The organism is Streptomyces sp. NPDC001348, assembly GCF_053597535.1.
Genome location: NZ_JBSFIK010000042.1, coordinates 1 through 21,612, shown reverse-complemented (window position 1 = coordinate 21,612; position 21,612 = coordinate 1). Strand labels below are relative to the sequence as shown.

Annotated in this window: 23 protein-coding genes; 6 read left to right on the top strand and 17 right to left on the bottom strand. The window is 72.1% G+C overall.

Annotated features, from left to right (window positions below; translation table 11 throughout):
* Position 1: 1 nt before the first annotated feature.
* From ACWC21_RS32980 to ACWC21_RS32960, 5 genes are all read right to left on the bottom strand, one after another.
* Complete coding sequence (locus ACWC21_RS32980) at positions 2–688, bottom strand: response regulator (protein ID WP_450887210.1); 687 nt, start codon at positions 686–688, stop codon at positions 2–4.
* On the bottom strand, positions 685–3,240 hold the full coding sequence (locus ACWC21_RS32975; RefSeq protein WP_450887208.1) for an ATP-binding protein: 2,556 nt from the start codon (positions 3,238–3,240) through the stop codon (positions 685–687). Before ACWC21_RS32975 ends, ACWC21_RS32980 begins: the two co-directional genes overlap by 4 nt.
* A 363-nt stretch (positions 3,241–3,603) precedes the next feature.
* Complete coding sequence (locus ACWC21_RS32970) at positions 3,604–4,371, bottom strand: DUF3710 domain-containing protein (protein WP_450887206.1); 768 nt, start codon at positions 4,369–4,371, stop codon at positions 3,604–3,606.
* A gap of 1 nt (position 4,372) precedes the next feature.
* A complete protein-coding gene (dut, locus tag ACWC21_RS32965) occupies positions 4,373–4,963 on the bottom strand; it encodes a dUTP diphosphatase (protein WP_450887205.1) in 591 nt (196 codons plus the stop codon).
* Positions 4,960–5,544 (bottom strand): PaaI family thioesterase, encoded by a 585-nt coding sequence (locus tag ACWC21_RS32960; protein WP_450887203.1) that lies wholly within the window; start codon positions 5,542–5,544, stop codon positions 4,960–4,962. The genes dut and ACWC21_RS32960 overlap by 4 nt, the downstream gene beginning before the upstream one ends.
* Positions 5,545–5,601: 57 nt before the next feature.
* On the opposite strand from ACWC21_RS32960, the gene ACWC21_RS32955 reads away from it, so the two are divergent.
* Complete coding sequence (locus ACWC21_RS32955) at positions 5,602–6,066, top strand: DUF3093 domain-containing protein (protein ID WP_450887201.1); 465 nt, start codon at positions 5,602–5,604, stop codon at positions 6,064–6,066.
* Here the strand turns inward: ACWC21_RS32955 and ACWC21_RS32950 are convergent.
* From ACWC21_RS32950 to ACWC21_RS32935, 4 genes are all read right to left on the bottom strand, one after another.
* Positions 6,063–7,013 (bottom strand): hypothetical protein, encoded by a 951-nt coding sequence (locus ACWC21_RS32950; protein WP_450887200.1) that lies wholly within the window; start codon positions 7,011–7,013, stop codon positions 6,063–6,065. The genes ACWC21_RS32955 and ACWC21_RS32950 overlap by 4 nt on opposite strands.
* Positions 7,014–7,026: 13 nt before the next feature.
* The gene (locus tag ACWC21_RS32945) at positions 7,027–7,323 is read right to left on the bottom strand and encodes a DUF4193 domain-containing protein (RefSeq protein ID WP_003993510.1); all 297 of its coding nucleotides are present in this window, start codon (positions 7,321–7,323) and stop codon (positions 7,027–7,029) included.
* 392 nt (positions 7,324–7,715) lie between these two features.
* On the bottom strand, positions 7,716–8,948 hold the full coding sequence (locus ACWC21_RS32940) for a sensor histidine kinase (protein ID WP_450887198.1): 1,233 nt from the start codon (positions 8,946–8,948) through the stop codon (positions 7,716–7,718).
* A gap of 5 nt (positions 8,949–8,953) precedes the next feature.
* On the bottom strand, positions 8,954–9,607 hold the full coding sequence (locus ACWC21_RS32935; protein ID WP_003993508.1) for a response regulator transcription factor: 654 nt from the start codon (positions 9,605–9,607) through the stop codon (positions 8,954–8,956).
* Positions 9,608–10,023: 416 nt separating this feature from the next.
* Here ACWC21_RS32935 and ACWC21_RS32930 point away from each other — a divergent pair, with 416 nt between their 5' ends.
* A complete protein-coding gene (locus ACWC21_RS32930; protein ID WP_450887196.1) occupies positions 10,024–10,197 on the top strand; it encodes a hypothetical protein in 174 nt (57 codons plus the stop codon).
* Between the two features lie 108 nt (positions 10,198–10,305).
* Here ACWC21_RS32930 and ACWC21_RS32925 read toward each other — a convergent pair whose 3' ends face one another.
* Entirely contained in the window at positions 10,306–11,121 is an 816-nt protein-coding gene (locus ACWC21_RS32925; protein ID WP_450887195.1) for an inositol monophosphatase family protein, read from the bottom strand.
* 8 nt (positions 11,122–11,129) lie between these two features.
* Positions 11,130–12,257: a ferrochelatase gene (locus tag ACWC21_RS32920; RefSeq protein WP_450887193.1), complete on the bottom strand. Its 1,128-nt coding sequence runs from the start codon at positions 12,255–12,257 to the stop codon at positions 11,130–11,132.
* Between the two features lie 186 nt (positions 12,258–12,443).
* On the opposite strand from ACWC21_RS32920, the gene ACWC21_RS32915 reads away from it, so the two are divergent.
* The 3 genes from ACWC21_RS32915 to sepH all read left to right on the top strand — a co-directional run bounded on the left by ACWC21_RS32915 (position 12,444) and on the right by sepH (position 16,430).
* On the top strand, positions 12,444–13,682 hold the full coding sequence (locus ACWC21_RS32915) for an MFS transporter (RefSeq protein ID WP_450887191.1): 1,239 nt from the start codon (positions 12,444–12,446) through the stop codon (positions 13,680–13,682).
* On the top strand, positions 13,642–14,961 hold the full coding sequence (locus ACWC21_RS32910; RefSeq protein ID WP_450887189.1) for a D-arabinono-1,4-lactone oxidase: 1,320 nt from the start codon (positions 13,642–13,644) through the stop codon (positions 14,959–14,961). The genes ACWC21_RS32915 and ACWC21_RS32910 overlap by 41 nt, the downstream gene beginning before the upstream one ends.
* Positions 14,962–15,398: 437 nt before the next feature.
* Positions 15,399–16,430, top strand: coding sequence for a septation protein SepH (gene sepH, locus ACWC21_RS32905; RefSeq protein ID WP_450887188.1), 1,032 nt, complete (start codon positions 15,399–15,401; stop codon positions 16,428–16,430).
* Between the two features lie 93 nt (positions 16,431–16,523).
* Here sepH and ACWC21_RS32900 read toward each other — a convergent pair whose 3' ends face one another.
* Positions 16,524–17,375 (bottom strand): sulfurtransferase, encoded by an 852-nt coding sequence (locus tag ACWC21_RS32900; RefSeq protein ID WP_450887186.1) that lies wholly within the window; start codon positions 17,373–17,375, stop codon positions 16,524–16,526.
* Between the two features lie 147 nt (positions 17,376–17,522).
* Between ACWC21_RS32900 and ACWC21_RS32895 the strand changes: the two genes are divergently transcribed.
* Positions 17,523–18,326, top strand: coding sequence for a VOC family protein (locus tag ACWC21_RS32895; RefSeq protein ID WP_450887184.1), 804 nt, complete (start codon positions 17,523–17,525; stop codon positions 18,324–18,326).
* Positions 18,327–18,342: 16 nt separating this feature from the next.
* On the opposite strand, the gene ACWC21_RS32890 is transcribed toward ACWC21_RS32895, so the two are convergent.
* The 5 genes from ACWC21_RS32890 to ACWC21_RS32870 form a co-directional block, all read right to left on the bottom strand.
* On the bottom strand, positions 18,343–18,993 hold the full coding sequence (locus ACWC21_RS32890) for a thymidine kinase (RefSeq protein WP_450887183.1): 651 nt from the start codon (positions 18,991–18,993) through the stop codon (positions 18,343–18,345).
* A gap of 44 nt (positions 18,994–19,037) precedes the next feature.
* Positions 19,038–20,240, bottom strand: a complete 1,203-nt coding sequence (locus ACWC21_RS32885) for an alkaline phosphatase family protein (RefSeq protein WP_450887181.1) — start codon at positions 20,238–20,240, stop codon at positions 19,038–19,040.
* Positions 20,240–20,836, bottom strand: a complete 597-nt coding sequence (locus tag ACWC21_RS32880) for a DUF5998 family protein (protein ID WP_450887180.1) — start codon at positions 20,834–20,836, stop codon at positions 20,240–20,242. Before ACWC21_RS32880 ends, ACWC21_RS32885 begins: the two co-directional genes overlap by 1 nt.
* Before the next feature lies 1 nt (position 20,837).
* The gene (locus tag ACWC21_RS32875) at positions 20,838–21,242 is read right to left on the bottom strand and encodes a hypothetical protein (RefSeq protein ID WP_450887178.1); all 405 of its coding nucleotides are present in this window, start codon (positions 21,240–21,242) and stop codon (positions 20,838–20,840) included.
* Between the two features lie 21 nt (positions 21,243–21,263).
* Positions 21,264–21,612 (bottom strand): acetate--CoA ligase family protein (locus ACWC21_RS32870; RefSeq protein WP_450887176.1); only part of this gene is annotated, 349 nt, incomplete at its 5' end.

The window sequence follows — 21,612 nt, the reverse complement described above, 5'->3', positions numbered from 1 at the left end:
CCTACGGCTCGAACCGGTATCCCATCCCCGGCTCCGTCATGAAGTGCTTCGGGTGCGACGGGTCCGCCTCGAGCTTGCGGCGCAGCTGGGCCATGTACACGCGCAGGTAGTTCGTCTCCGTCCCGTACGACGGGCCCCACACCTCCTGCAGCAGCTGCTTCTGGCCGACCAGCCGGCCGGTGTTGCGGACCAGCACCTCCAGCAGGTGCCACTCGGTCGGCGTCAGACGCACGTCCTTCCCGTTCCGGTTGACCTTCTTCGCGGCCAGGTCCACGGTGAACTGCTCGGTCTCCACCATGGTCACGTCGTCCTCGCCGGAGCCCACGGGCTCGGCCCGGCGGACGGCGGCCCGCAGCCGGGCGAGCAGTTCGTCCATGCCGAAGGGCTTGGTGACGTAGTCGTCGGCGCCCGCGTCCAGCGCCTCGACCTTCTCGTCGGAGGAGTGGCGGGCGGACAGCACCAGGATCGGCACCCGGGTCCAGCCCCGCAGGCCCCTGATGACCTCGACGCCGTCCATGTCGGGCAGCCCCAGGTCGAGGACGACCACGTCGGGGTGGCGGGAGGCGGCGAGGTCGAGGGCGGTTCTGCCGTCGGGGGCGGCGTCGACCTCGTACTTCCGCGCCTTGAGGTTGATCACGAGGGCGCGCGTGATCTGCGGCTCGTCGTCGACCACCAGGACCCGGGTCATTGCACCTGCCTTTCCATGCGTGCGGCGCCTTCTTCCACGCGGAGAAGCTCCGGGCGCGATCCTGCCGCGCCGAGGCTGAGGACCATGGTGAGGCCGCCGCCTGGCGTGTCCTCGGCGTTCAGGGTGCCGCCCATGGCCTCGGCGAAGCCGCGCGCGACCGCGAGGCCGAGCCCGACCCCGGCACCGCGCGGAGCGTCCCCGTACCGCTGGAAGGGCTCGAATATACGGTCCTTGGCCTCGTCGGGGACGCCGGGTCCGCGGTCCACCACCCGCACCTCGACCCGGTCGGCGATGGCGCTGGCGGCGACCAGGACGGGACGGTCCGGCGGACTGTACTTGACGGCGTTCTCCACCAGGTTGGCCACCGCCCGCTCCAGCAGTCCCGGGTCGACGGCCACCATGGGCAGGGTCTCGGGGATGTCCAGCTCGGCGCTGCCCTCCGGCACCCCGCCGAGCGCCATGGGCACCACCTCGTCGAGGTCGATCTCCCGGATGAGCGGGGTGACCGTGCCGGTCTGCAGGCGGGACATGTCGAGCAGGTTGCCCACCAGGTGGTCGAGCCGGTCGGCGCCGTCCTCGATGCCCTCCAGGAGCTCCGCCCGGTCCTGCTCGGACCAGTCCACGTCGTCCGACCGCAGCGAGGAGACCGCGGCCTTGATCCCGGCCAGCGGGGTGCGCAGGTCATGGCTGACGGCGGCCAGCAGAGCGGTGCGGATGCGGTTGCCCTCGGCCAGTTCCTTGGCCTGGTCGGCCTCCTCCACCAGGCGCCTGCGGTCCAGTACGACGGCGGCCTGGGTGGCGAAGGCGGCCAGCACCCGGCGGTCCTCGGCCGGCAGCACACGGCCGGTCAGCGCGAGCGCCATGTGGTCCCCGACGGGCATGTCCACGTCCGCCTGGTCCGGCCGCTCCACGGGCCGGCCGACGCCCACCCGGCCGGCGCACGTCCACGGGTCGACGTCGCTCGCCCGCTCCAGCAGGGCCGCCGACTCCATGCCGAAGGTCTCCCGGACCCGTTCCAGCAGCTCCTCAAGGCCGGTCTCGCCGCGCAGCACGTTCCCCGCGAGGAAGGACAGGATCTCCGACTCGGCGCGCAGCCGGGCCGCCTGGTGGGTGCGCCGGGCCGCGAGGTCCACCACGGAGGCCACCGAGACGCCGACCCCGACGAAGATCACGATGGCGACGATGTTCTTCGGGTCGGCGATGGTCCAGCGGTGCAGGGGCGGTGTGTAGAAGTAGTTCAGCAGCAGGGAGCCCACCGCCGCCGAGGCCAGCGCCGGGAAGAGACCGCCGAGCAGGGCCGCGGCCACCGTCACCGTCAGGAAGAGCAGCATGTCGTTGGCGAGGCCCAGTTGGACGGTGTTCAGCAGCACCGCCAGGACCGCCGGGCCGACCACGCCGACCAGCCAGCCCCACACCACCCGCGAACGGCCCAGGCGGGCGCCCCGGGCCACGGGCAGTCCGCGTCCCTTGGCGACCTCTTCGTGGGTGACGATGTGCACGTCCAGGTCGGGTCCGGAGTCCCGGGCGACCGTGGCGCCGACGCCGGGCCCGAAGACGTACTGCCAGGCCTTGCGCCGCGAGGAGCCCAGCACGATCTGGGTGGCGTTCACACCGCGCGCGAAGTCCAGCAGGGCGGCCGGTATGTCGTCGCCGACGACATGGTGGAAGGTGCCGCCGAGGTCCTCGACAAGGGTGCGCTGGACGGCGAGCTCTTTGGGCGAGGCCGAGGTGAGCCCGTCGCTGCGGGAGATGTAGACGGCGAGCACCTCACCGCCGGCGCCCTTCTCGGCCAGCCGCGCCGCGCGCCGGATCAGGGTCCGGCCCTCCGGGCCGCCGGTCAGGCCGACGACGATCCGCTCCCGCGAGCCCCATATCGCCGAGACCCGGTGCTCGCTGCGGTACTGCTTCAGGTACTCGTCGACTCGGTCGGCCACCCACAGCAGGGCCAGCTCGCGCAGGGCGGTGAGGTTGCCCGGCCGGAAGTAGTTGGACAGTGCGGCATCCACCTTGTCGGGCTGGTAGATGTTGCCGTGCGCCATCCGCCGGCGCAGCGCCTCCGGGGACATGTCGACCAGTTCGATCTGGTCCGCCCGCCGTACGATCTCGTCCGGCACGGTCTCCTGCTGCCGTACGCCCGTGATGGACTCCACGACGTCGCCCAGCGACTCCAGGTGCTGGATGTTGACGGTGGACACCACGTCGATCCCGGCGGCCAGCAACTCCTCCACGTCCTGCCAGCGCTTGGCGTTGCGGGAGCCGGGGACGTTGGTGTGGGCGAGCTCGTCGACCAGGGCGACCTGGGGGCGGCGCGCGAGGACGGCGTCCACGTCCATCTCGGTGAAGTGGGCGTCCCGGTACTCCAGCTCCGCGCGCGGGACCCGTTCGAGGCCGTGCAACATCACCTCGGTGCGCGGCCGGCCGTGGTGCTCGACGAAGGCCACGACGCAGTCCGTGCCCCGCTCGACCCGGCGGTGCGCCTCGGACAGCATGGCGTAGGTCTTGCCCACGCCCGGCGCCGCGCCGAGGTAGATCCGAAGCTTGCCGCGTGCCATGGCCCCATTGTCTTCCGGTGACTGCCGCCTACGCAGCGTCGACCCTACGGCTCCGGAACCCGGCGAGCGGGACGGGGAGCGGTGCGCGGGGCATCTTTGACACAACTCTGATGCGGGGCCGGGACTCCCCCGGCCGAGCCTCTGATGCGGGGCCGGGACTCCCCCGGCCGAGCCGTACCCGGTATGCCGAGCGACGTCCGTCCTCGACGCGCACCAGTGTCCCGGTGGGCACTCGGCTCGTGCCGCCTGCCCCGTGGACCGGGCGCCGGTACCGTCGAGCACGCGGAGGGTTCGACGCCCGGCACGCGTGGAAAGCCCGAGGGGCCGCACCCCCGAACCGGGTGCGGCCCCTCGTGTTTCCGTCTAGCGGACCTCGGTGATCTCCGGCCCGCGCTGCAGCTGCCCCATCCCGCCGGAGAAGCGGGAGGCGCCCTCGTCCTGCTGGACCCCCTCGGGGACCATCTGGGCGTCGTTCGGCAGCTTCAGGACGATCGGGTCGCGAGGCGCCATCGGGCCCTCGCCGCGGACCACGACCGTGTCCCGGAAGATCTGCTCGAGCAGCCCGGCCGCCTGCGGCTGCACCGCGCCCTGGCCCGAGATCACCCCGCGCAGGAACCAGCGGGGGCCGTCCACGCCGACGAACCGCACGACCTGGAAGCCGCCCGTGCCGTCCGGCAGCTGGACCGGTACCTGGGCGCGCAGCTCCCAGCCGAGCGGGCCCTCGACCTCGTCGACGATGCCACCCTGCTGGGTGATGCCGGCCGCGATCTCGTCGCGTACCTCGCCCCAGATGCCCTCCCGTTTGGGCGCGGCGAAGGCCTGGAGCTGGACGGCGCTGTCGCGCAGTACGACGGTCGCGGCGACGATCGCGTCGCCCGCGACCTCCACCCTGAGCTCCATACCGTCGACGCCCGGCACGAACAGCCCGCCGAGGTCCACCCGGCCCTCGCCGGGGTCGCGCACCTCGGAGCTGTCCCACGGCCCGTCGGGCCGCGGCTCCGGCTCGAGCCGGATCCGCTCGCGCTCTGCTTCCTCTTCCTCGTCCGCCTCGGTGTCGACGTTGTCGACGACCTGCTCGGCCTCGCCGGCCGCGTCCTCGGCGGCACCCTTCTTCTTGCGACGTCCGAACACGTCACTGTCCTTCCCGGTCGGATACGACCGAAGCGTATCGATACCCACCCGTCCGGCCGTCGTCGACGGCCCGACCGCTTGTGCCGCTTTTTGTGCCGCTGTCGTCGCCCACCGCGGCATGACCGCCGGTGGACCCGAAGCCCCCCTCGGCCCGCGCCGAGTCGGGAAGCTCCGCCACCTCCTGGAAGCGGACCCTCTCGACCTGCTGGACGACCAGTTGGGCGATCCGGTCGAAGCGCTCGAACCGCACACTGTCGCGCGGGTCGAGATTCACCACGATCACCTTGATCTCCCCACGGTACCCGGCATCAACCGTCCCCGGGGCATTCACGAGCGCGACACCGCAGCGGGCGGCGAGACCGGATCGCGGGTGCACGAAGGCCGCGTACCCCTCCGGGAGGGCGATGGACACTCCCGTCGGCAGCACGGCGCGTTCACCGGGTGCGAGTTCGCACGCCTCGGTGGTGCGCAGATCGGCTCCCGCGTCACCGGGGTGCGCGTACACGGGAAGCGGCACGTCGGGGTCGACGCGGCGGATCAGGACGCGCACGGGGCCGCGTCCGGCGGGGGGCTCGGGGTCCGCGGGGTTCATGGGTTCACCTCGAAGGCGCGGGCGCGGCGGATCCGGTCGGGGTCGTGCAGGGCGGCCTGGATCTCCTCGGGGCGCCCGTTGTCGACGAAGTGCTGGACGTCGACCTCGACGAAGAGCGCTTCGGCGCGGACGGCGACGGGGCCGTCCGGGGCGCCGATCCGCCCGGTGGCGGTGCAGTAGATCTTCCGCCCGGCGACGGCGGTCACCTCGGCCGCCAGGTGAAGCGTGCTCCCCACCGGCACGGGCCGTACGAAGTCGGTCTCGAGCCGTCCGGTCACGGCGACGGTGCGCAGCAGCCAGTGCAGGGAGCCGAGCGTCTCGTCGAGGGCGGTGGCGAGCACTCCGCCGTGTGCGAGCCCGGGGGCGCCCTGGTGGGCGGGCCGCACGGTGAACTCGGCGGTGAGGGAGACACCCTCGCCCGCGCGGGCCGCGAGGCGCAGGCCGTGCGGCTGCTCGTCGCCGCAGCCGAAGCACTGGCCGTAGTGCGCACCGAGCAGCTCACCGGGTGCGGGGGCGCCGGGGTGCCGAACGGGTTTCACGGCGTCGGCGGGAGGCTGAAGAACTGGGGAACCACCACTCACAGCCGCAGACCTTACCCGCGCGTCGGGGATGTCCGTTCACCGTGCCAAGCTTGGCCCATGCAGCTCTCCGCCGCCCCGTACGACGAACGCCTCACCGCCCCCCGCTCCTGGTGGCTGATCAGCTTCCTGGTGGGTGTCTCCTTCGCCCTGATCCTGCTGCCGTTCGGCCCCCTTCCGCTGCTCGGCGGCCTGGTGGGCGGCACGGCGGCCGCCGCGGTCGTCGCCAGTTCGTACGGCTCGGTCCGGATCCGTGTGGTGGGCGACTCCCTGATCGCGGGCGAGGCGAAGATCCCGGTGACGGCGCTCGGTGCCGCGGAGGTGCTGGACCGGGAGGAGGCCCGGGCCTGGCGCACGTACAAGGCCGACACCCGCGCCTTCCTCCTCCTGCGCGCCTACATCCCGACGGCGCTGCGCGTCGAGGTCACCGACCCGGCCGACCCGACGCCGTACCTGTACCTGTCCACCCGGACCCCGGAGGCACTCGCCGCCGCGATCGCGGCGGCACGGGAAGCCGTGGTCTAGTTCTCGTCCGGCCTCCCCGCCGACGGCCGGTCCTCCAGTCCCTCGGCGACGTCCCCGAGCGTCAGCGGATGGGTGGGGGGCTCGAGCGGGGGCAGTTCGGGGAGTGTGTCCCAGGGCACCTGGACCTTGCGGAGGTCGGCCCGGATCCGTGCCGCCAGTCTCTTGGTGTCGCGGCGGTTCATGGTCGCTCCGACCACGGCGCCGATCATGAAGGGCATCAGGTTGGGCATGTTCCGCACCATGCGCTTGGTGATCCGCTGGCGCAGTTCGCGCTTCATCGGCCCGCCGAGGGCCGTGTTGAGCGTGGACGGCTTCATCACGTCGATGCCGCGCTCCCCCGACCAGGAGGACAGATACGCGGTGCTGCGGGCCCTGAGGCCGCCCGGCGGCCGTACGCCGTAGACCTCGTGGAGCTCGGCGATGAGTTTCAGCTCGATCGCCGCGACCCCGGTGATCTCCGCGGCCAGCTCGGTGGGCATCGCGGGCGGCACCGGCAGCATCGCCGCCGCGCCGATCCCCGCCCCGACCGTGGAGGTGCCGTTCGCCGCGCCGGTCACGAGCTTGTCGGCGAGTTCCTCGGGCCCGAGACCCGGGAACTGCCTGCGCAGGGTCGCGAGGTCGCGCACGGGGATCCGCGGGGCGATCTCGATGATCCGGTCGGTCAGATAGCTGAGCCCCGCCCTGGCCCGGCTGCCGCCCTTGCGGGCGCCTTGCCGGCCCCTTTGCCGGGCATGTTCCCGGATCGCCGCGGCCAGACGCCGGGCGACGGGCGTGGCCCGCCTGGCGGACGCCGGGAACTCGTCCCGGTCGGCCGCCGGTTCGAGCGAGGCTCCCGTCCCGGGCGAGCCCCGCTCGTCGTCACGCGTGCCGTGCAGGCCGTCGGACGGCCCGTGGTCCGCTCCCGTGAGGGGGGAGCGGCGCTTCCGAGGAGGGGTCGAGCCAGTCACGGCCGACCCGTCCTCAGTCGCAGTCGCGGCAGATCGGCTGACCGTTCTTCTCGCGGGCCAGCTGGCTGCGGTGGTGCACCAGGAAGCAGCTCATGCAGGTGAACTCGTCCTGCTGCTTGGGCAGCACTCGGACGGCCAGCTCCTCGTTCGAGAGGTCGGCGCCCGGCAGTTCCAGGCCTTCCGCGGCCTCGAACTCGTCGACGTCCACGGCCGAAGCGGACTTGTCGTTGCGCCGGGCCTTCAGCTCTTCGAGGCTGTCCGAATCGACGTCGTCGTCGGTCTTGCGTGGGGTGTCGTAGTCGGTTGCCATGTCGCTCTCCCCCTCTGGGTGTCTGCGGTGTCTCCAGCGCACGTAACGCGTGAGAGGCCGGACTTGTGCCCGACCCGAGGCGGAGATTTTGCCTCACATCAAGGTCTGTTACTCAATCGACACCCAACCGGCCCCCTCAAGAGTGATCGGCTGGGATGGCGATGGGGACCGTACACGGTCCGGGTGCTGCACCTCAAAGGCATCTCACCGTGTACTTCCCGTGATCAGGACCCCCGAAAACCCGGATTTTCCCGGCTTTCCGCCGGAGGTCATGATCACACAGAGTAGACGGCCGGAAAGTTGCCCATGTGATTGATCACACACGGTGAGGTCGGTCGCGCCGTCGGAGAATTCCGCCCAAAGCGAACATCCCCGTGTGTGTCACCAATCGGTCAGATCGGGAGCGCGACCCGCATCACGAGCCCGCCGCCCTCCCTCGGGGTCGCCGAGATGTGACCACCGTGTGCCCGCGCCACGGACCTGGCGATGGACAGGCCGAGGCCCACACCCTTGTCGCTGCCCGTTCGCTCGGTACGCAGTCGTCTGAACGGCTCGAAGAGGTTGTCGATCTCGTACGCCGGCACGACCGGGCCCGTGTTCGAGACCATCAGCACCGCCTGCCCGTGCTGCACCTGGGTGGTGACCTCCACCCAGCCCTCCTCGGGCACGTTGTACCGCACGGCGTTCTGCACCAGGTTCAGTGCGATCCGTTCCAGCAGCACGCCGTTGCCCTGGACGACCGCCGGTTTGCACTCGTCCCGGATCTCGACCCCCTTGGCCGCGGACTCGGCGTGCACCTGGTCGATGGCCTGCGAGGCGACCTCCGCCAGGTCCACGGGCTTGCGCTCGACGATCTGGTTGTCGCTGCGGGCCAGCAGCAGCAGACCCTCCACGAGCTGCTCGCTGCGCTCGTTGGTGGCCAGCAGCGTCTTGCCGAGCTGCTGCAGCTCCACGGGCGCCCCCGGGTCCGACAGGTGGACCTCCAGGAGCGTGCGGTTGATCGCCAGGGGCGTGCGCAGCTCGTGCGAGGCGTTGCCGACGAAGCGCTGCTGCGCGGTGAAGGCCCGCTGCAGCCGCTCCAGCATGTCGTCGAAGGTGTCCGCGAGCTCCTTGAGCTCGTCGTCCGGGCCGTCCAGCTCGATCCGGCGGGACAGGTCCGACCCGGCCACCGCGCGGGCCGTGCGGGTGATCCGGCCGAGCGGCGACAGCACGCGGCCGGCCATCGCGTAGCCGAACGCGAAGGCGATCACGGCCAGGCCGAGCAGGGTCAGCAGCGAGCGGCTGAGCAGATCGTCCAGGGCCTGCCGGCGCTGCTGGTTCACGCACAGGTTCATCGCGTGGTTGAGCTCGGCCGCGCTCGGCTGTGCCGGGAAGTTGCAGGTGTCGCTGCCGACCTGCCCGGAGATGATCTTGAAGGGCAGTTCGCTGCCCACGTTCAGCGCGTGCGCGGCCAGCAGGTAGATGATCGACAGCAGCAGGATGCCGGCGATCAGGAACATGCCGCCGTACAGCAGCGTCAGGCGTATCCGGATGGTCGGGCGCAGCCAGGGGAACGGCGGCTCCGGCCTTCTGGGGTCCCAGGTGGGCTTCGGGGGCGCCTGCGGCGGGGCGGGGGTGGCGGCCACGGCCGTCAGATCCGGTAGCCGGAGCCGGGGACGGTGACGATGACGGGCGGCTCGCCCAGCTTGCGGCGCAGCGTCATCACGGTCACGCGCACCACGTTGGTGAACGGATCGGTGTTCTCGTCCCAGGCCTTCTCCAGCAGCTGCTCGGCCGAGACGACGGCGCCCTCGCTGCGCATCAGCACCTCCAGGACGGCGAACTCCTTCGGCGCGAGCTGGACCTCCTTGCCGTCGCGGAAGACCTCGCGGCGGTTGGGGTCGAGCTTGATGCCGGCGCGTTCCAGCACCGGCGGCAGCGGCACGCTGGTGCGCCGGCCGAGGGCGCGCACGCGCGCGATGAGCTCGCTGAACGCGAACGGCTTGGGAAGGTAGTCGTCGGCGCCGATCTCCAGGCCCTCGACGCGGTCGCTGACGTCTCCCGAGGCGGTGAGCATCAGCACGCGCGTGGGCATGCCGAGCTCGACGATCTTGCGGCAGACGTCGTCGCCGTGCACCAGCGGGAGGTCGCGGTCGAGGACGACCACGTCGTAGTCGTTGACGCCGATGCGCTCCAGGGCGGCCGCACCGTCGTACACGACGTCGACGGCCATGGCCTCCCGGCGTAGTCCGGTGGCCACCGCATCGGCGAGCAGCTGCTCGTCCTCGACGACGAGTACGCGCACGTCGCTTGTCCTTCCTCTGTCCACCCGCGTAGCACGGCGAAGCGCGCGCGGGCAGGGGTCTGTACGGGATTGTGTGACCTCCATCCTGCCCTTTTCCGCCATAAGTCGGCTGTAAGGCATCGGTGGCACCGGAGGATCAAGCGCCCGGAAGGGGAATACGAGATTTTCTCCTCCGGTTAGGTTTCCGCGGAAGGGAGCGGGGGGAGGACGGCTTTACACCCCGCGATCACGCTCTGCATGTGCCGCAGCACCATGTGGCACGTCACGGTCCGCTTGCCGCAGAGCGGGCGTGGGTGTCCGGCACCGTCGCCGCCCAGCCCGGGCAGCGCTGGGCACCTGCAGGAGACGTGATCGCCCCTTCCCGATCGGCACACCCCCGTGCCACCGACCCACGACCCTGGACGAGGGGGCGCAGCATGGACGCTTTCACCGCAGGACTTCTGCAGCGCATAAGGGCGACCGAGACCGACCTGACGCGGGCACGTGACGAGGGCGACGACTTCCTCGTCGAGGTGGAGCTGGCAGAGCTCGACGACCTGCGCCGCCTCGCCGCCGAACACGGTGTGGAGGTCGGCGCGCCCAGCGTCTGATCGGCCAGTGACACCCGTACGGCCGCGCACGACCCGTACGTCAGCAGGGCCCCGGCGAATCCAGCGCCGGGGCCCTGCTGCGTCGTCCGGTCGATCACCGGGGGCCGGTCAGTCGTGCCAGGCCCCGAAGTCCTCCAGCAGCTGCTGGAGGGGCTCGAAGACTCCCGGGGTGCCCGCGACCGTGAGATCGCGTGAGGGCCGCTCTCCGGGCCGTCCACCGGTCAGCGCGCCCGCCTCCCGGGCGATCAGGTCACCCGCGGCCACGTCCCAGGCGTTGAGCCCGCGTTCGTAGTACCCGTCGAGCCGGCCGCAGGCCAGGTCGCACAGGTCGACCGCGGCCGAGCCGCCGCGCCGGATGTCGCGCAGCAGCGGGATCAGCCGCGCGGCCACCTCGGCCTGGTGGGTGCGGACTTCGGTGACGTAGTTGAAGCCGGTGGAGACCAGCGCGTGCTCCAGGGGCGGCGCGGGGCGGCAGGCCAGCGCGCGCTCGCCGTCCCAGGCGCCGGTGGCCCAGGCGCCGCCGCCGCGTACCGCGTGGTACGTCTCGCCGCGCATGGGGGCGGCGACGACCCCGACGACGGTTTCGCCGTCCTGTTCGGCCGCGATGGAGACGGACCAGGTGGGGAGCCCGTACAGGTAGTTGACCGTGCCGTCGAGCGGGTCGATCACCCAGCGGACGCCGCTGGTGCCCTCGGTCGCCGCCCCCTCCTCGCCCAGGAAGCCGTCGTCGGGGCGGTGGGCGGAGATCAGATCGGTGATCAGCTTCTCGGCCGCGATGTCCATCTCGGTGACGACGTCGATCGGGCTGGACTTGGTCGCGGCGACCGCGAGGTCGGCCGGCCGGCCGTCCCGCAGCAGTTCCCCCGCCCGGCGGGCGGCGTCCTGGGCGAGCTTCAGCAGGTCCGTGTGCGGGCTGTCGGTCACGGGGCTCCTCACGCGTAGGGGCTGTCGGCGCCCGCGGCGGCCGGGCGGGGGGCGCGGGCCGGGCAGCAGCCGACGGGGCAGACGTCATGGCTCGCGCCGAGTGCTCCCAGCGCGCACGGCACGACGTCCTGGCCGCGCTCGGCGGCGGCACGCTCCAGGATCAGCTCGCGGACCGCGGCGGCGAACCGCGGGTCGGCGCCCACGGTGGCCGAGCGACGCACCGGCAGGCCCAGTTCCTCCGCCTTGGCCTTGGCCTCCGTGTCGAGGTCGTAGAGGACCTCCATGTGGTCGGAGACGAAGCCGATGGGGACCATGACGACCGCCGGGGCCCCGGCAGCGTGCAGCTCCTCCAGGTGGTCGCAGATGTCGGGCTCCAGCCAGGGGATGTGCGGGGCGCCGGAGCGGGACTGGTAGACGAGCCGCCAGGGGCGGTCGGCGCCGGTGCGCTCGCGGACGGCGTCGGCGATCAGCTGGGCCACGTCCAGGTGCTGTTCCACGTACGCGCCGCCCTCGCCGTGGGCCTCGACGGGGCCGGAGGTGTCGGCGGACGCGGTGGGGATGGAGTGGGTGGTGAAGGCGAGGTGGGCGCCGGCCCGGACCTCCTCGGGGAGGTCGGCGAGGGACTCGAGCACCCCGTCGATCATGGGCCGGAGGAAGCCGGGGTGGTTGAAGTAGTGCCGCAGCTTGTCGACCTTCGGCAGGTCCAGCCCCTCGGCTTCGAGGGCGGCCAGCGAGTCCGCGAGGTTCTCGCGGTACTGCCGGCAGCCCGAGTAGGAGGCGTAGGCGCTGGTGGCGAGGACGAGGATGCGGCGGCGGCCGTCGGCGGCCATCTCGCGCAGGGTGTCCGTCAGGTACGGGGCCCAGTTGCGGTTGCCCCAGTAGATCGGCAGGTCCAGGCCGTGTCCGGCGAAGTCCTTGCGCAGGGCGTCCAGCAGGGCGCGGTTCTGGTCGTTGATCGGGCTGACCCCGCCGAACAGGAAGTAGTGCTGCCCGACCTCCTTGAGGCGTTCCTTGGGGATGCCTCGCCCGCGGGTCACGTTCTCCAGGAAGGGGACCACGTCGTCCGGGCCTTCCGGGCCGCCGAACGAGAGCAGGAGCAGGGCGTCGTAGGGGGTGGCATCGAGCGCGTCTGGCATGGCTCGATCCTGCCACCCGGCACCGACCGCCCGGAAACAGCGGGGTGAAGAGTCGGGTTCCGGTCGCTTTTTCGGCCGGTTCTCCCATGTGTACGTCCGGCCGTGGATCCGGGGTGCGTCGCGGTCGCCTGACTCGTAAGCTGTATCGGTTGCGTTCGCGCCTTACGCCCCAGACCGGAGACCGCCGTGCCGAGCCCCTACCGCGCCCTGTTCGCCGCCCCCGGCACCAAGGGGTTCTCCGTCGCGGGGTTCATCGGCCGGATGCCGCTGTCGATGATGGGCATCGGCGTGGTCACGATGATCTCCCAGATCACCGGGCGCTACGGGCTCGCGGGCGCGCTGTCGGCCACCATCGCGCTGTCCGCCGCCGCGATCGGCCCGCAGATATCCCGGCTGGTCGACCAGTACGGACAGCGCCGGATACTGCGGCCGGCCACACTGGGAGCGCTCACCGCGGCGGCCGGGCTGCTGCTCGCGGCCCGCCTCCGGTGGCCGGACTGGGTCCTGTTCGTGTGCGCGGCCGGCATCGGCTGCGTACCGAGCCTGGGCGCGATGATCCGCGCCCGCTGGGCGGCGCTGTACCGGGGCACCGAGAAACTGCACACCGCCTACTCGTTCGAGTCCGTGGTGGACGAGGTCTGCTTCATCTTCGGGCCGATCATCTCCATCGGTCTGTCCACGGCATGGTTCCCGGAGGCGGGACCGCTGCTGGCCGCCTGTTTCCTGGCGGCCGGCGTCTTCTGGCTGACCGCCCAGCGCGCCACGGAGCCCGAGCCGCACCCGCGCGAGCAGCAGGGCGCCGGTACGGCGCTGCGCTCGACCGGCCTGCGGGTGCTGGTGGCCACGTTCGTCGCCACCGGGGCGATCTTCGGGGCGGTCGACGTGGCCACCGTCGCCTTCGCCGACGAGCGCGGGCACAAGGGCGTGGCCAGTGTGGTCCTCGCGCTGTACGCCGCGGGTTCCTGCACTGCGGGGGTGGTCTTCGGGCTGCTGCGCCCGGCGGGGGCGCCGGAACGCCGGTGGCTGCTGGGCGTGTGTGCGATGTCCGTGAGTATGATCCCCCTCCTACTGGTCGGAAACTTGTCGCTTCTGGCCGTGGCGCTGTTCGTTGCGGGTCTGTCCATCGCGCCGACGATGATCACGACGATGTCCCTCATCGAAGAGCACGTACCTCGCGCGCAGCTCACCGAGGGCATGACCTGGGTGAGCACCGGCCTGGCGGTCGGGGTCGCGCTCGGCTCCTCCGTGGCCGGCTGGGTGATCGACGCAGCCGGGGCGCACGCCGGGTACGGGGTTCCGGCGGTGGCCGGGGCCGTCGCGGTCGCGGTGGGTTTCCTCGGGTACCGCCGGCTCAGCAGGCCGGCTCCGGGTCGGGGAGGCACCCTTGAGCACCACAGCGAGCGGGCAGAGCGGCACGTGGCGTAACTGGGGAGGCAATGTCGTCGCCCGTCCCGCGCGGGAGGTGACGCCCGCCTCCGTGGAGGAGCTGGCCGCGGCGGTGCGCCAGGCCGCCGAGGACGGCCTGAAGGTGAAGGCCGTCGGCACCGGGCACTCCTTCACGGCGATCGCGGCCACCGACGGCGTGTTGATACGCCCTCAGCTGTTGACCGGTATCCGTGCCATCGACCGGGACGCCATGACGGTCACCGTCGAGGCGGGCACTCCGCTCAAGAGGCTCAACCTCGCCCTGGCCCGCGAGGGCCTGTCGCTGACCAACATGGGCGACATCATGGAGCAGACGGTCTCCGGGGCCACCAGCACCGGCACGCACGGCACCGGCCGCGAGTCGGCCTCGATCGCCGCTCAGATCAGGGGACTGGAGCTGGTCACGGCCGACGGGTCGGTGCTCGCCTGCTCCGAGAAGGAGAACCCCGAGGTCTTCGCCGCCGCCCGCATCGGTCTGGGCGCCCTGGGCATCGTCACCGCGATCACCTTCGCCGTCGAGCCCGTCTTCCTGCTCACGGCCCGCGAGGAACCGATGCCCTTCGATCGGGTTCTTTCCGAGTTCGACCAACTCTGGGCCGAGAACGAGCACTTCGAGTTCTACTGGTTCCCGCACACCGGCAACACCAACACCAAGCGGAACAACCGCAGCGCCGGACCGGAGAAGCCGATCGGGCAGCTGACCGGCTGGTTCGAGGACGAGTTCCTCTCCAACGGCGTCTTCCAGGTGGCCAACTGGGTCGGCCGCGCGGTGCCGGCGACCATACCGGCCATCGCCCAGATCTCCAGCCGGGCACTGTCCGCCCGGACGTACACGGACATCCCGTACAAGGTCTTCACCTCGCCCCGCCGGGTGCGGTTCGTGGAGATGGAGTACGCCGTACCGCGCGAGGCACTGGGCGACACGCTGCGGGAACTCAAGGCGATGGTCGACCGCTCGGACCTCAGGGTCAGCTTCCCGGTCGAGGTGCGCACCGCCCCGGCCGACGACATCACCCTGTCCACCGCCTCCGGGCGGGACAGCGCCTACGTCGCCGTCCACATGTTCAAGGGCACCCCCTACCAGGCGTACTTCACCGCCGCCGAGCGCATCTTCACCGCGCACGAGGGGCGGCCGCACTGGGGCAAGATGCACACGCGGGACGCCGCGTACTTCGCCGAGGCCTACCCCCGGTTCGGCGAGTTCACGGCCCTTCGGGACCGGCTGGACCCGGACCGGCGGTTCCAGAACGGCTACCTGCGGCGGGTACTGGGGGAATAGCGGCCGTCTCGGTGGGCACGAGGGACGAAGCCCATCGGATCGACCCGCAGGAGCCCCGCGTGAAGTACGCCACGCCCAAGATCGCGGAAAGCGCTTGCGGACGACCGGGGCGCGCCCCTTGCCAGAAGTTGGGCGGCGCGCCCATCCACGCACATGGTCCAAATGGAGTACTGTTGCGAGCCCTGGGTTCGGTCTCCCGCCAGGGCGTCCGGGGCCTTGCTGGACCGCCGGGAGGGGGCTAGTTGCACAGGGTGACGGAGTTGGTCACTTAGCGTTGCGAATAGGTAACCGTGCCATAACGGCGTGCCCGGGCCCGCGCCCGACACGCCGGGCAACTCGGCAAGGTTGTGGCAGGCTGCACCCGGGCAGGCCACACTCGACTAGCGGAAGCAGCGACGCACGTGACGTCGGCAGCAGGCACCACCCGGGAGGTCCCCATGCCCGAACTGCGTGTCGTGGCCGTCTCGAATGACGGCACACGGCTGGTGCTGAAGGCTGCGGACTCCACGGAGTACACACTCCCGATCGACGAACGCCTGCGCGCTGCCGTGCGCGGCGACCGGCCCCGCCTCGGCCAGATCGAGATCGAGGTGGAGAGCCATCTCCGCCCCCGTGACATCCAGGCGCGTATACGAGCGGGCGCGACCGCGGAAGAGGTCGCGCAACTCGCCGGCATCCCCGTGGACCGGGTGCGGCGCTTCGAGGGCCCGGTACTGGCCGAGCGCGCCTTCATGGCCGAGCGGGCCCGCAAGACCCCGGTCCGCCGGCCCGGCGAGAACTCCGGTCCGCTGCTCGGCGAGACCGTCCAGGAACGCCTGTTGCTGCGCGGCGCCGAGAAGGACACCGTGCAGTGGGACTCCTGGCGCCGCGACGACGGCACCTGGGAGGTCATGCTGGTCTACCGGGTCGCGGGCGAACCGCACTCGGCGAGCTGGACCTACGACCCGCCGCGGCGGCTCGTCCAGGCCGTCGACGACGAGGCGCGCTCCCTGATCGGGGAGTCCGACGACCTCGGCGCACCCGAGCCGAGCTTCCCGTTCGTACCGCGCATCGCCCGCCTGCCGCGCGAGCGCACCCTGGGTGCCCTGGACCGGGACCGGCCCAGCCTGCCCTCGCAGTCGCCCGAGCCGGCCGAGGAGAGCACGGGCGAACGCGACTCGCTGACCAGCCTCCTGGAGGCGGTGCCCAGCTTCCGGGGCGACCTGGTGGTCCCCGAGCTGCCCGCGGAGTCCTCCGAGGAGCCGCCGGACACCGAACCGGAGGCGGAGGAGCCCCCCGCCCCGGCGGCCTCGGCCGGTTCCGCCTACGCCGACGTCCTCATGCCCCGCTCGGTCACCAGCCACCGGGACCGCCTGATCGGCGCCACCGACCGGCAGGCCGAGGCGGACGGGGTCCGTCCCGGCCGCCGGGCCGCGGTGCCGAGCTGGGACGAGATCGTGTTCGGGACCCGGCGCAAGAAGCAGGAGTGACGGCCGTACAGGGATAGCGGCCGTACCGGAGCAACGGCCGTACGGGCCGCCGCACACGGGGGCTTCCGGACAGGAAGCCCCCCCGGTGTGCCGCTACTCGGGCTCGGGCCCCGTCGCCACCGGCCGGGACGGGTCCGAGGACCACTCCGACCACGAACCCACGTACAGCGCCGCCGGGATGCCCGCGACCGCGAGGGCGAGCACCTCGTGGGCCGCCGAGACGCCCGAGCCGCAGTACACACCGACCTCGGCGTCCTGCGACACACCGAGGTTCTTGAAACGCGTCCGCAGCTCGTCGGCCGGCAGGAACCGGCCGTCCGCCGTCACGTTCTCGGTCGTCGGCGCGGACACGGCGCCCGGGATGTGCCCGCCGACCCTGTCGATGGGCTCCACGTCGCCCCGGTACCGCTCCGCCGCCCGCGCGTCGAGGAGTACGCCGGAGCGGGCCAGCGCGGCGGCGGCGTCCGCGTCGAGCAGTCCCCCGGCGGCCGGCACGGGCTCGAAGTCGCCTGGCGCAGGGGCGGTTACGTCCGTCGACAGCGGTCCCTCCCAGGCCGTCAACCCGCCGTCGAGAACTCTCACGTCCGGGTGACCCGTCCCATGCAACAGCCACCACGCCCGAGCGGCCGCCCAGCCCTGCCCGCCGTCGTACACGACCACCGGCCGGCCCGACGACACCCCCGCCCGGCGCATCGCGGCGCCGAACTCGGCGATGCCGGGCAGCGGATGACGGCCCCGCTCCCCCGGCGGCGAGGCGAGTTCCCGGTCCAGGTCGACGAACACGGCACCGGGCAGATGTCCGGCCGCGTACTCGGCCCGCCCGTCGAAGGCCGGTTCCCCGGCCGCCTTGGCCAGGCTGAGCTGCCAGCGGACGTCGAGCAGCACGGGCGGGTTGGCCCCGGTCAAGTCGTGCGCGAGTTCCGTTGCGGTGATGATGGCTTTCATGGCGTCCATCCATACGTCAGGGGTGGCCGCGTCGTCCAGGTCCGGATACTGTGCTCCGCCGAACAGGTTCGATCACTGAACGTACGGGGCCGGGGACGTGGTGTACATCCGATGAACGCCAGGCGAGGGGCCGGGGAGAGAGTGACGATGACCGAGGCACGGGGGCCGGCCGGCCCGGGAGACGGCACGCACGGTCGGCACACGCCTGGCAGACCCTGCTGGGTGAGTCTCATGGTGCACAGGCTGACCACGGCCGAGAGGTTCTACGGGGAGCTGTTCGGCTGGGAGTTCGAACAGGGCCCGCAGCAACTCGGGCCCTATTCGCGGGCGCTGCTCGGCGGCCACCGCGTGGGGGGAATCGGCCAGTTGGCGCCGGGCCTCGACCTGCCCATCGCCTGGACGCCGCACTTCGCCTCGGACGACGTGGACCGGACGGCCGAGACGTTGCGGCTGTGCGGCGGCACCGTGGGCGTGGGCCCTGTGGAGGCGCCCCACACCGGGCGGCTCCTGCTCGGCTCCGACCCTTCGGGAGCCGTGTTCGGCGTCTGGCAGGGGGTGCCGAGCTCCGGCACGGCGGTCAGCGGCGTCCACGGCACGCCCGCCTGGGTCGAACTGCTCACCTTCGAGACCGCCAGGGTCACCAAGTTCTACAAGGCGCTGTTCGGTTACGAGGAGGAGCCCGCGGTCTCCGCCGACGTGGACCACGTGACCCTGCGGCTGGGTGGCAGCCCGGTCGCCGGCGTGCACGGCGTCGGCAACGCCCTGCCCCGGGACCGGGGCTCGCACTGGCTGACGTACTTCCAGGTCGACGACACCGACGAGACCTTGCGGCAGGTCGTGGCCCTGGGCGGTCAGGTGCTCCGGCCGGCCCACGACAGCGAGCACGGCCGGGTCGCCACGGTGACGGACCCGGAGGGCGGGCTGTTCGCGGTGGTCCAGGGGCCGCGCTGAGCCGGCGGGCAGCCGCTCAGGGGGTGGAGACCGGCAGGACGTCCGGGGACAGGGCGGCGGCGCGTGCCGTCGCCGCCGTCATCCGGCGGCGGTGGTGGCGGCGGCACAGCACCTCGTAACCGATCTCGTCGGCCGACTGGTTGACGTCGCCGACGACCACCTGGGCGCCCTCGACCACCATGACACCGCCCACCGTACGGGCGTTGTGGGTGGCCCGGGCGCCGCACCAGCACAGCGCCTCGACCTGGAGCACCTCGACCCGGTCGGCGAGTTCCACCAGCCGCTGGGAGCCGGGGAACAGCTTGGAGCGGAAGTCCGTGGTGATGCCGAAGGCGTACACGTCGATGTCCAGGTCGTCGACCACGCGCGCGAGCTGGTCGATCTGTTCCGGTGCCAGGAACTGCGCCTCGTCCGCGATCACGTAGTCCGCGCGGCCTCCGTGGGACAGATGGTCGACGAGGTACACGTACAGGTCCTGCCCGTCCTCGACCTCGACCGCGTCGGTGACCAGGCCGAGCCGGGAGGAGAGCTTGCCCTCGCCGGCCCGGTCGTCACGGGTGAAGATCATTCCGGCGAGGCCGCGCGCGGAGCGGTTGTGCTCGATCTGGAGAGCCAGGGTCGACTTCCCGCAGTCCATCGTTCCGGAGAAGAACACCAGCTCGGGCATGGCGAGGTGAACACCTTTCGGTGGAGAGGCAATCGGGCGGGACGTCAGGAGCGTACTTCGAGCAGGGGAACGAGCTGCTCGGCAGGGGTCATGGAGCCGTGGTTGCCGACCATCGAGGACTCCTTCGGCTCCCGTTCGGAGGCGATGAGCAGCACGTCGTCGTACGCCGCCGCGACCACGTCACCGATGCGCGCGCGCACGCGGTCGTCGCATTCACCGGGCCGCCCGAACCAGCCGGCCGCGACGGCCTCGTCCCGCGAAGCCACCCAGAACTGCTCGCCGAGCACCTCGCGCCACACGGTCAGGACGTCGTCCTCGGCGCCCGGCACCGCGTACACATGGCGGGCCCGTCCCTCGCCACCGAGCAGGGCGACCCCGGCGCGCAGCTCCCAGTCCTCGTCGAAGTCGATGCGGTGCTGCTCGTCGAACGGGATGTCGACCATGCCGTGGTCGGCGGTGACGTAGAGCGCGCTGCGCGGGGGAAGTTGCTCGGCCAGCCGCTGGACCAGCCGGTCGACGTACATCAGCTGGCCGCGCCAGGTGTCGGAGGCGATGCCGTAGCGGTGCCCGGCGCCGTCCAGTTCGGCGTAGTACGTGTAGACCAGGGAGCGGTCGGCCGCGGCCAGTTGCTCGGCGGCGACGTCCATGCGCTCCTCGCCGGTCAGGCGCCCGAGGAATGTTCCGCCGCTGAGCGCGACCTTCGTCAGCGGGGTGTGCTCGAAGGTCGGGGAGGACACCTGGGCGGCGTGCACACCCGCCTCGTACGCCAGCTGGAAGACGGTGGGGTACGGCTGCCACGCGGCGGGCGGTGTCCACGGGTTCCAGCGGAGCTGGTTCATCAGCTCGCCGGTCGCCGGATTGCGGACCGTGTACCCGGGCAGGCCGTGCGCGCCCGGCGGCAGGCCGGTGCCGACGGAGGCCAGGGAGGTGGCGGTGGTCGCCGGGTAACCGGCGGTGATCGGGCGTCCGGTGCCCCCGCGGGAGCTGCCCAGCAGCGAGGTCAGGAAGGGGGCCTCGTCCGGGTGGGCCCTGATCTGCTCCCAGCCGAGGCCGTCGATCAGGAACACGCAGTTGCGGTCTGCCGGAGTCAGTTCCGTGATCGCCGCGGTCATACCGGGTACGGACATCCCGGCGGCCAGGGTGGGCAGCAGGTCGGCGAGCGACCCGGTGCCGTACTCGGGCAGCGGGGCGGAGTCGAGGGAGAGCGGTTCCGGGTGCTCCCAGGCCGCGGCCGTGGACTGGGTCATCAGCGGGTGACGTCCGCGGTCGCCTCGGAGATGGCCTGTGCGAAGACGAGCGCCTGACGCACCGTCTCCGGGCCGTCACCGGCCTCGCTGACGCGCAGGCTGAGGTCGTCCGCCGTGGAGCTGCCCGTGTAGCCGTGGTCCGCCTCGCAGTTGGGGTCGCCGCAGGCGGCGGGCTCCAGGTCGATGCGGGAGACGGCGCCCCAGCCGATGGTCAGCACGACCTCGCGGGGCAGGGTGCCCGGCTTGTACTGCTCCGGGTTGGCGACCACGCGGCTGACCACGACCGACGAGATCCTGCCGAGCTTCACCGACTCGGTGGACGTCGTGGCGTAGGGCGTGGGAGAGGTGTTGTCGGCGGCCTGCTCGTCGGTGTGGCTGACGATGAAGCGGTTGCCGGTGAGGACCAGTACGGTGACGTGCCGCCGCACCTCGTTCTGGTCGAAGGTGGTCTCCTGGTGGACCAGGTACGACCGGATGGGCTCGCCGCCCACGGCGGCCTCCACCGCCTCGGCCACGAGGGCCGGGTAGTAGCCGCTGCGCTCGATCGCCGCGCGCAGCCCCTGGGTCGTCGTACTGGTCTTGGCCATGGCGTCCATCCTAATCCGTGGGCAGGAGCGGTCCGGGCCAGTCAGGGGCAGCCGCGGCGGTGCCCGGGTGCCTGACCACGAGTTCCCGCACGATGTCGAGCCGCTCGGCGGCGATCAGGCAGGAGACGGGCTCGGTGCCGCCCGCGTCGGCCTCGAAGGCGACCACCACGGGCGGCGTCCCGCCCAGGAACCCCCGGAGCCTTGTCGTCTCGGCGGCGGTGGGTGCGCGGAACCCGGGGTCCTGGAAGGCGAGCGGGCAGGACACGAACGCCGGGCCCGCGAAGACCAGCTCCAGGCCGTGGTGGTGGGAGAGGTCGTACCCGGCGGCCAGCCGCAGCCGGCCCGCGTCCCAGGCGATCACCTCCCAGTCCCACCAGCTTCCCTCGGGCAGCGTCCGGCCGACGGTGATCTCCATGTGCCCTGTGTCCTTCCCTGCTCAGTAGACCGGCAGGGTCCGCGGGCCGAGGTCGTCCCGGGCGGGCGGGGGCGCGAGGCGTACGGAGGCGCTCAGGACGCTCACTCCCCGCTGGGCGACCACGACGGGCTCCAGGGTGACCGCGACGACCTCGGGATGGTCGTCGACCAGCCGGGACACGCGCAGCAGCAGTTCCTCCAGGGCCGGCGTGTCGACGGGGGTCGAGCCGCGCCAGCCGAACAGCAGCGGTGCCGTCCGGATCGACCGCACCAGGGAGGTCGCGTCCCGGTCGGTCACCGGGACCAGCCGGTGCGCCATGTCGCCCAGCAGCTGGGACGCGGCTCCGGCGAGCCCGAAGGAGAGCACCGCG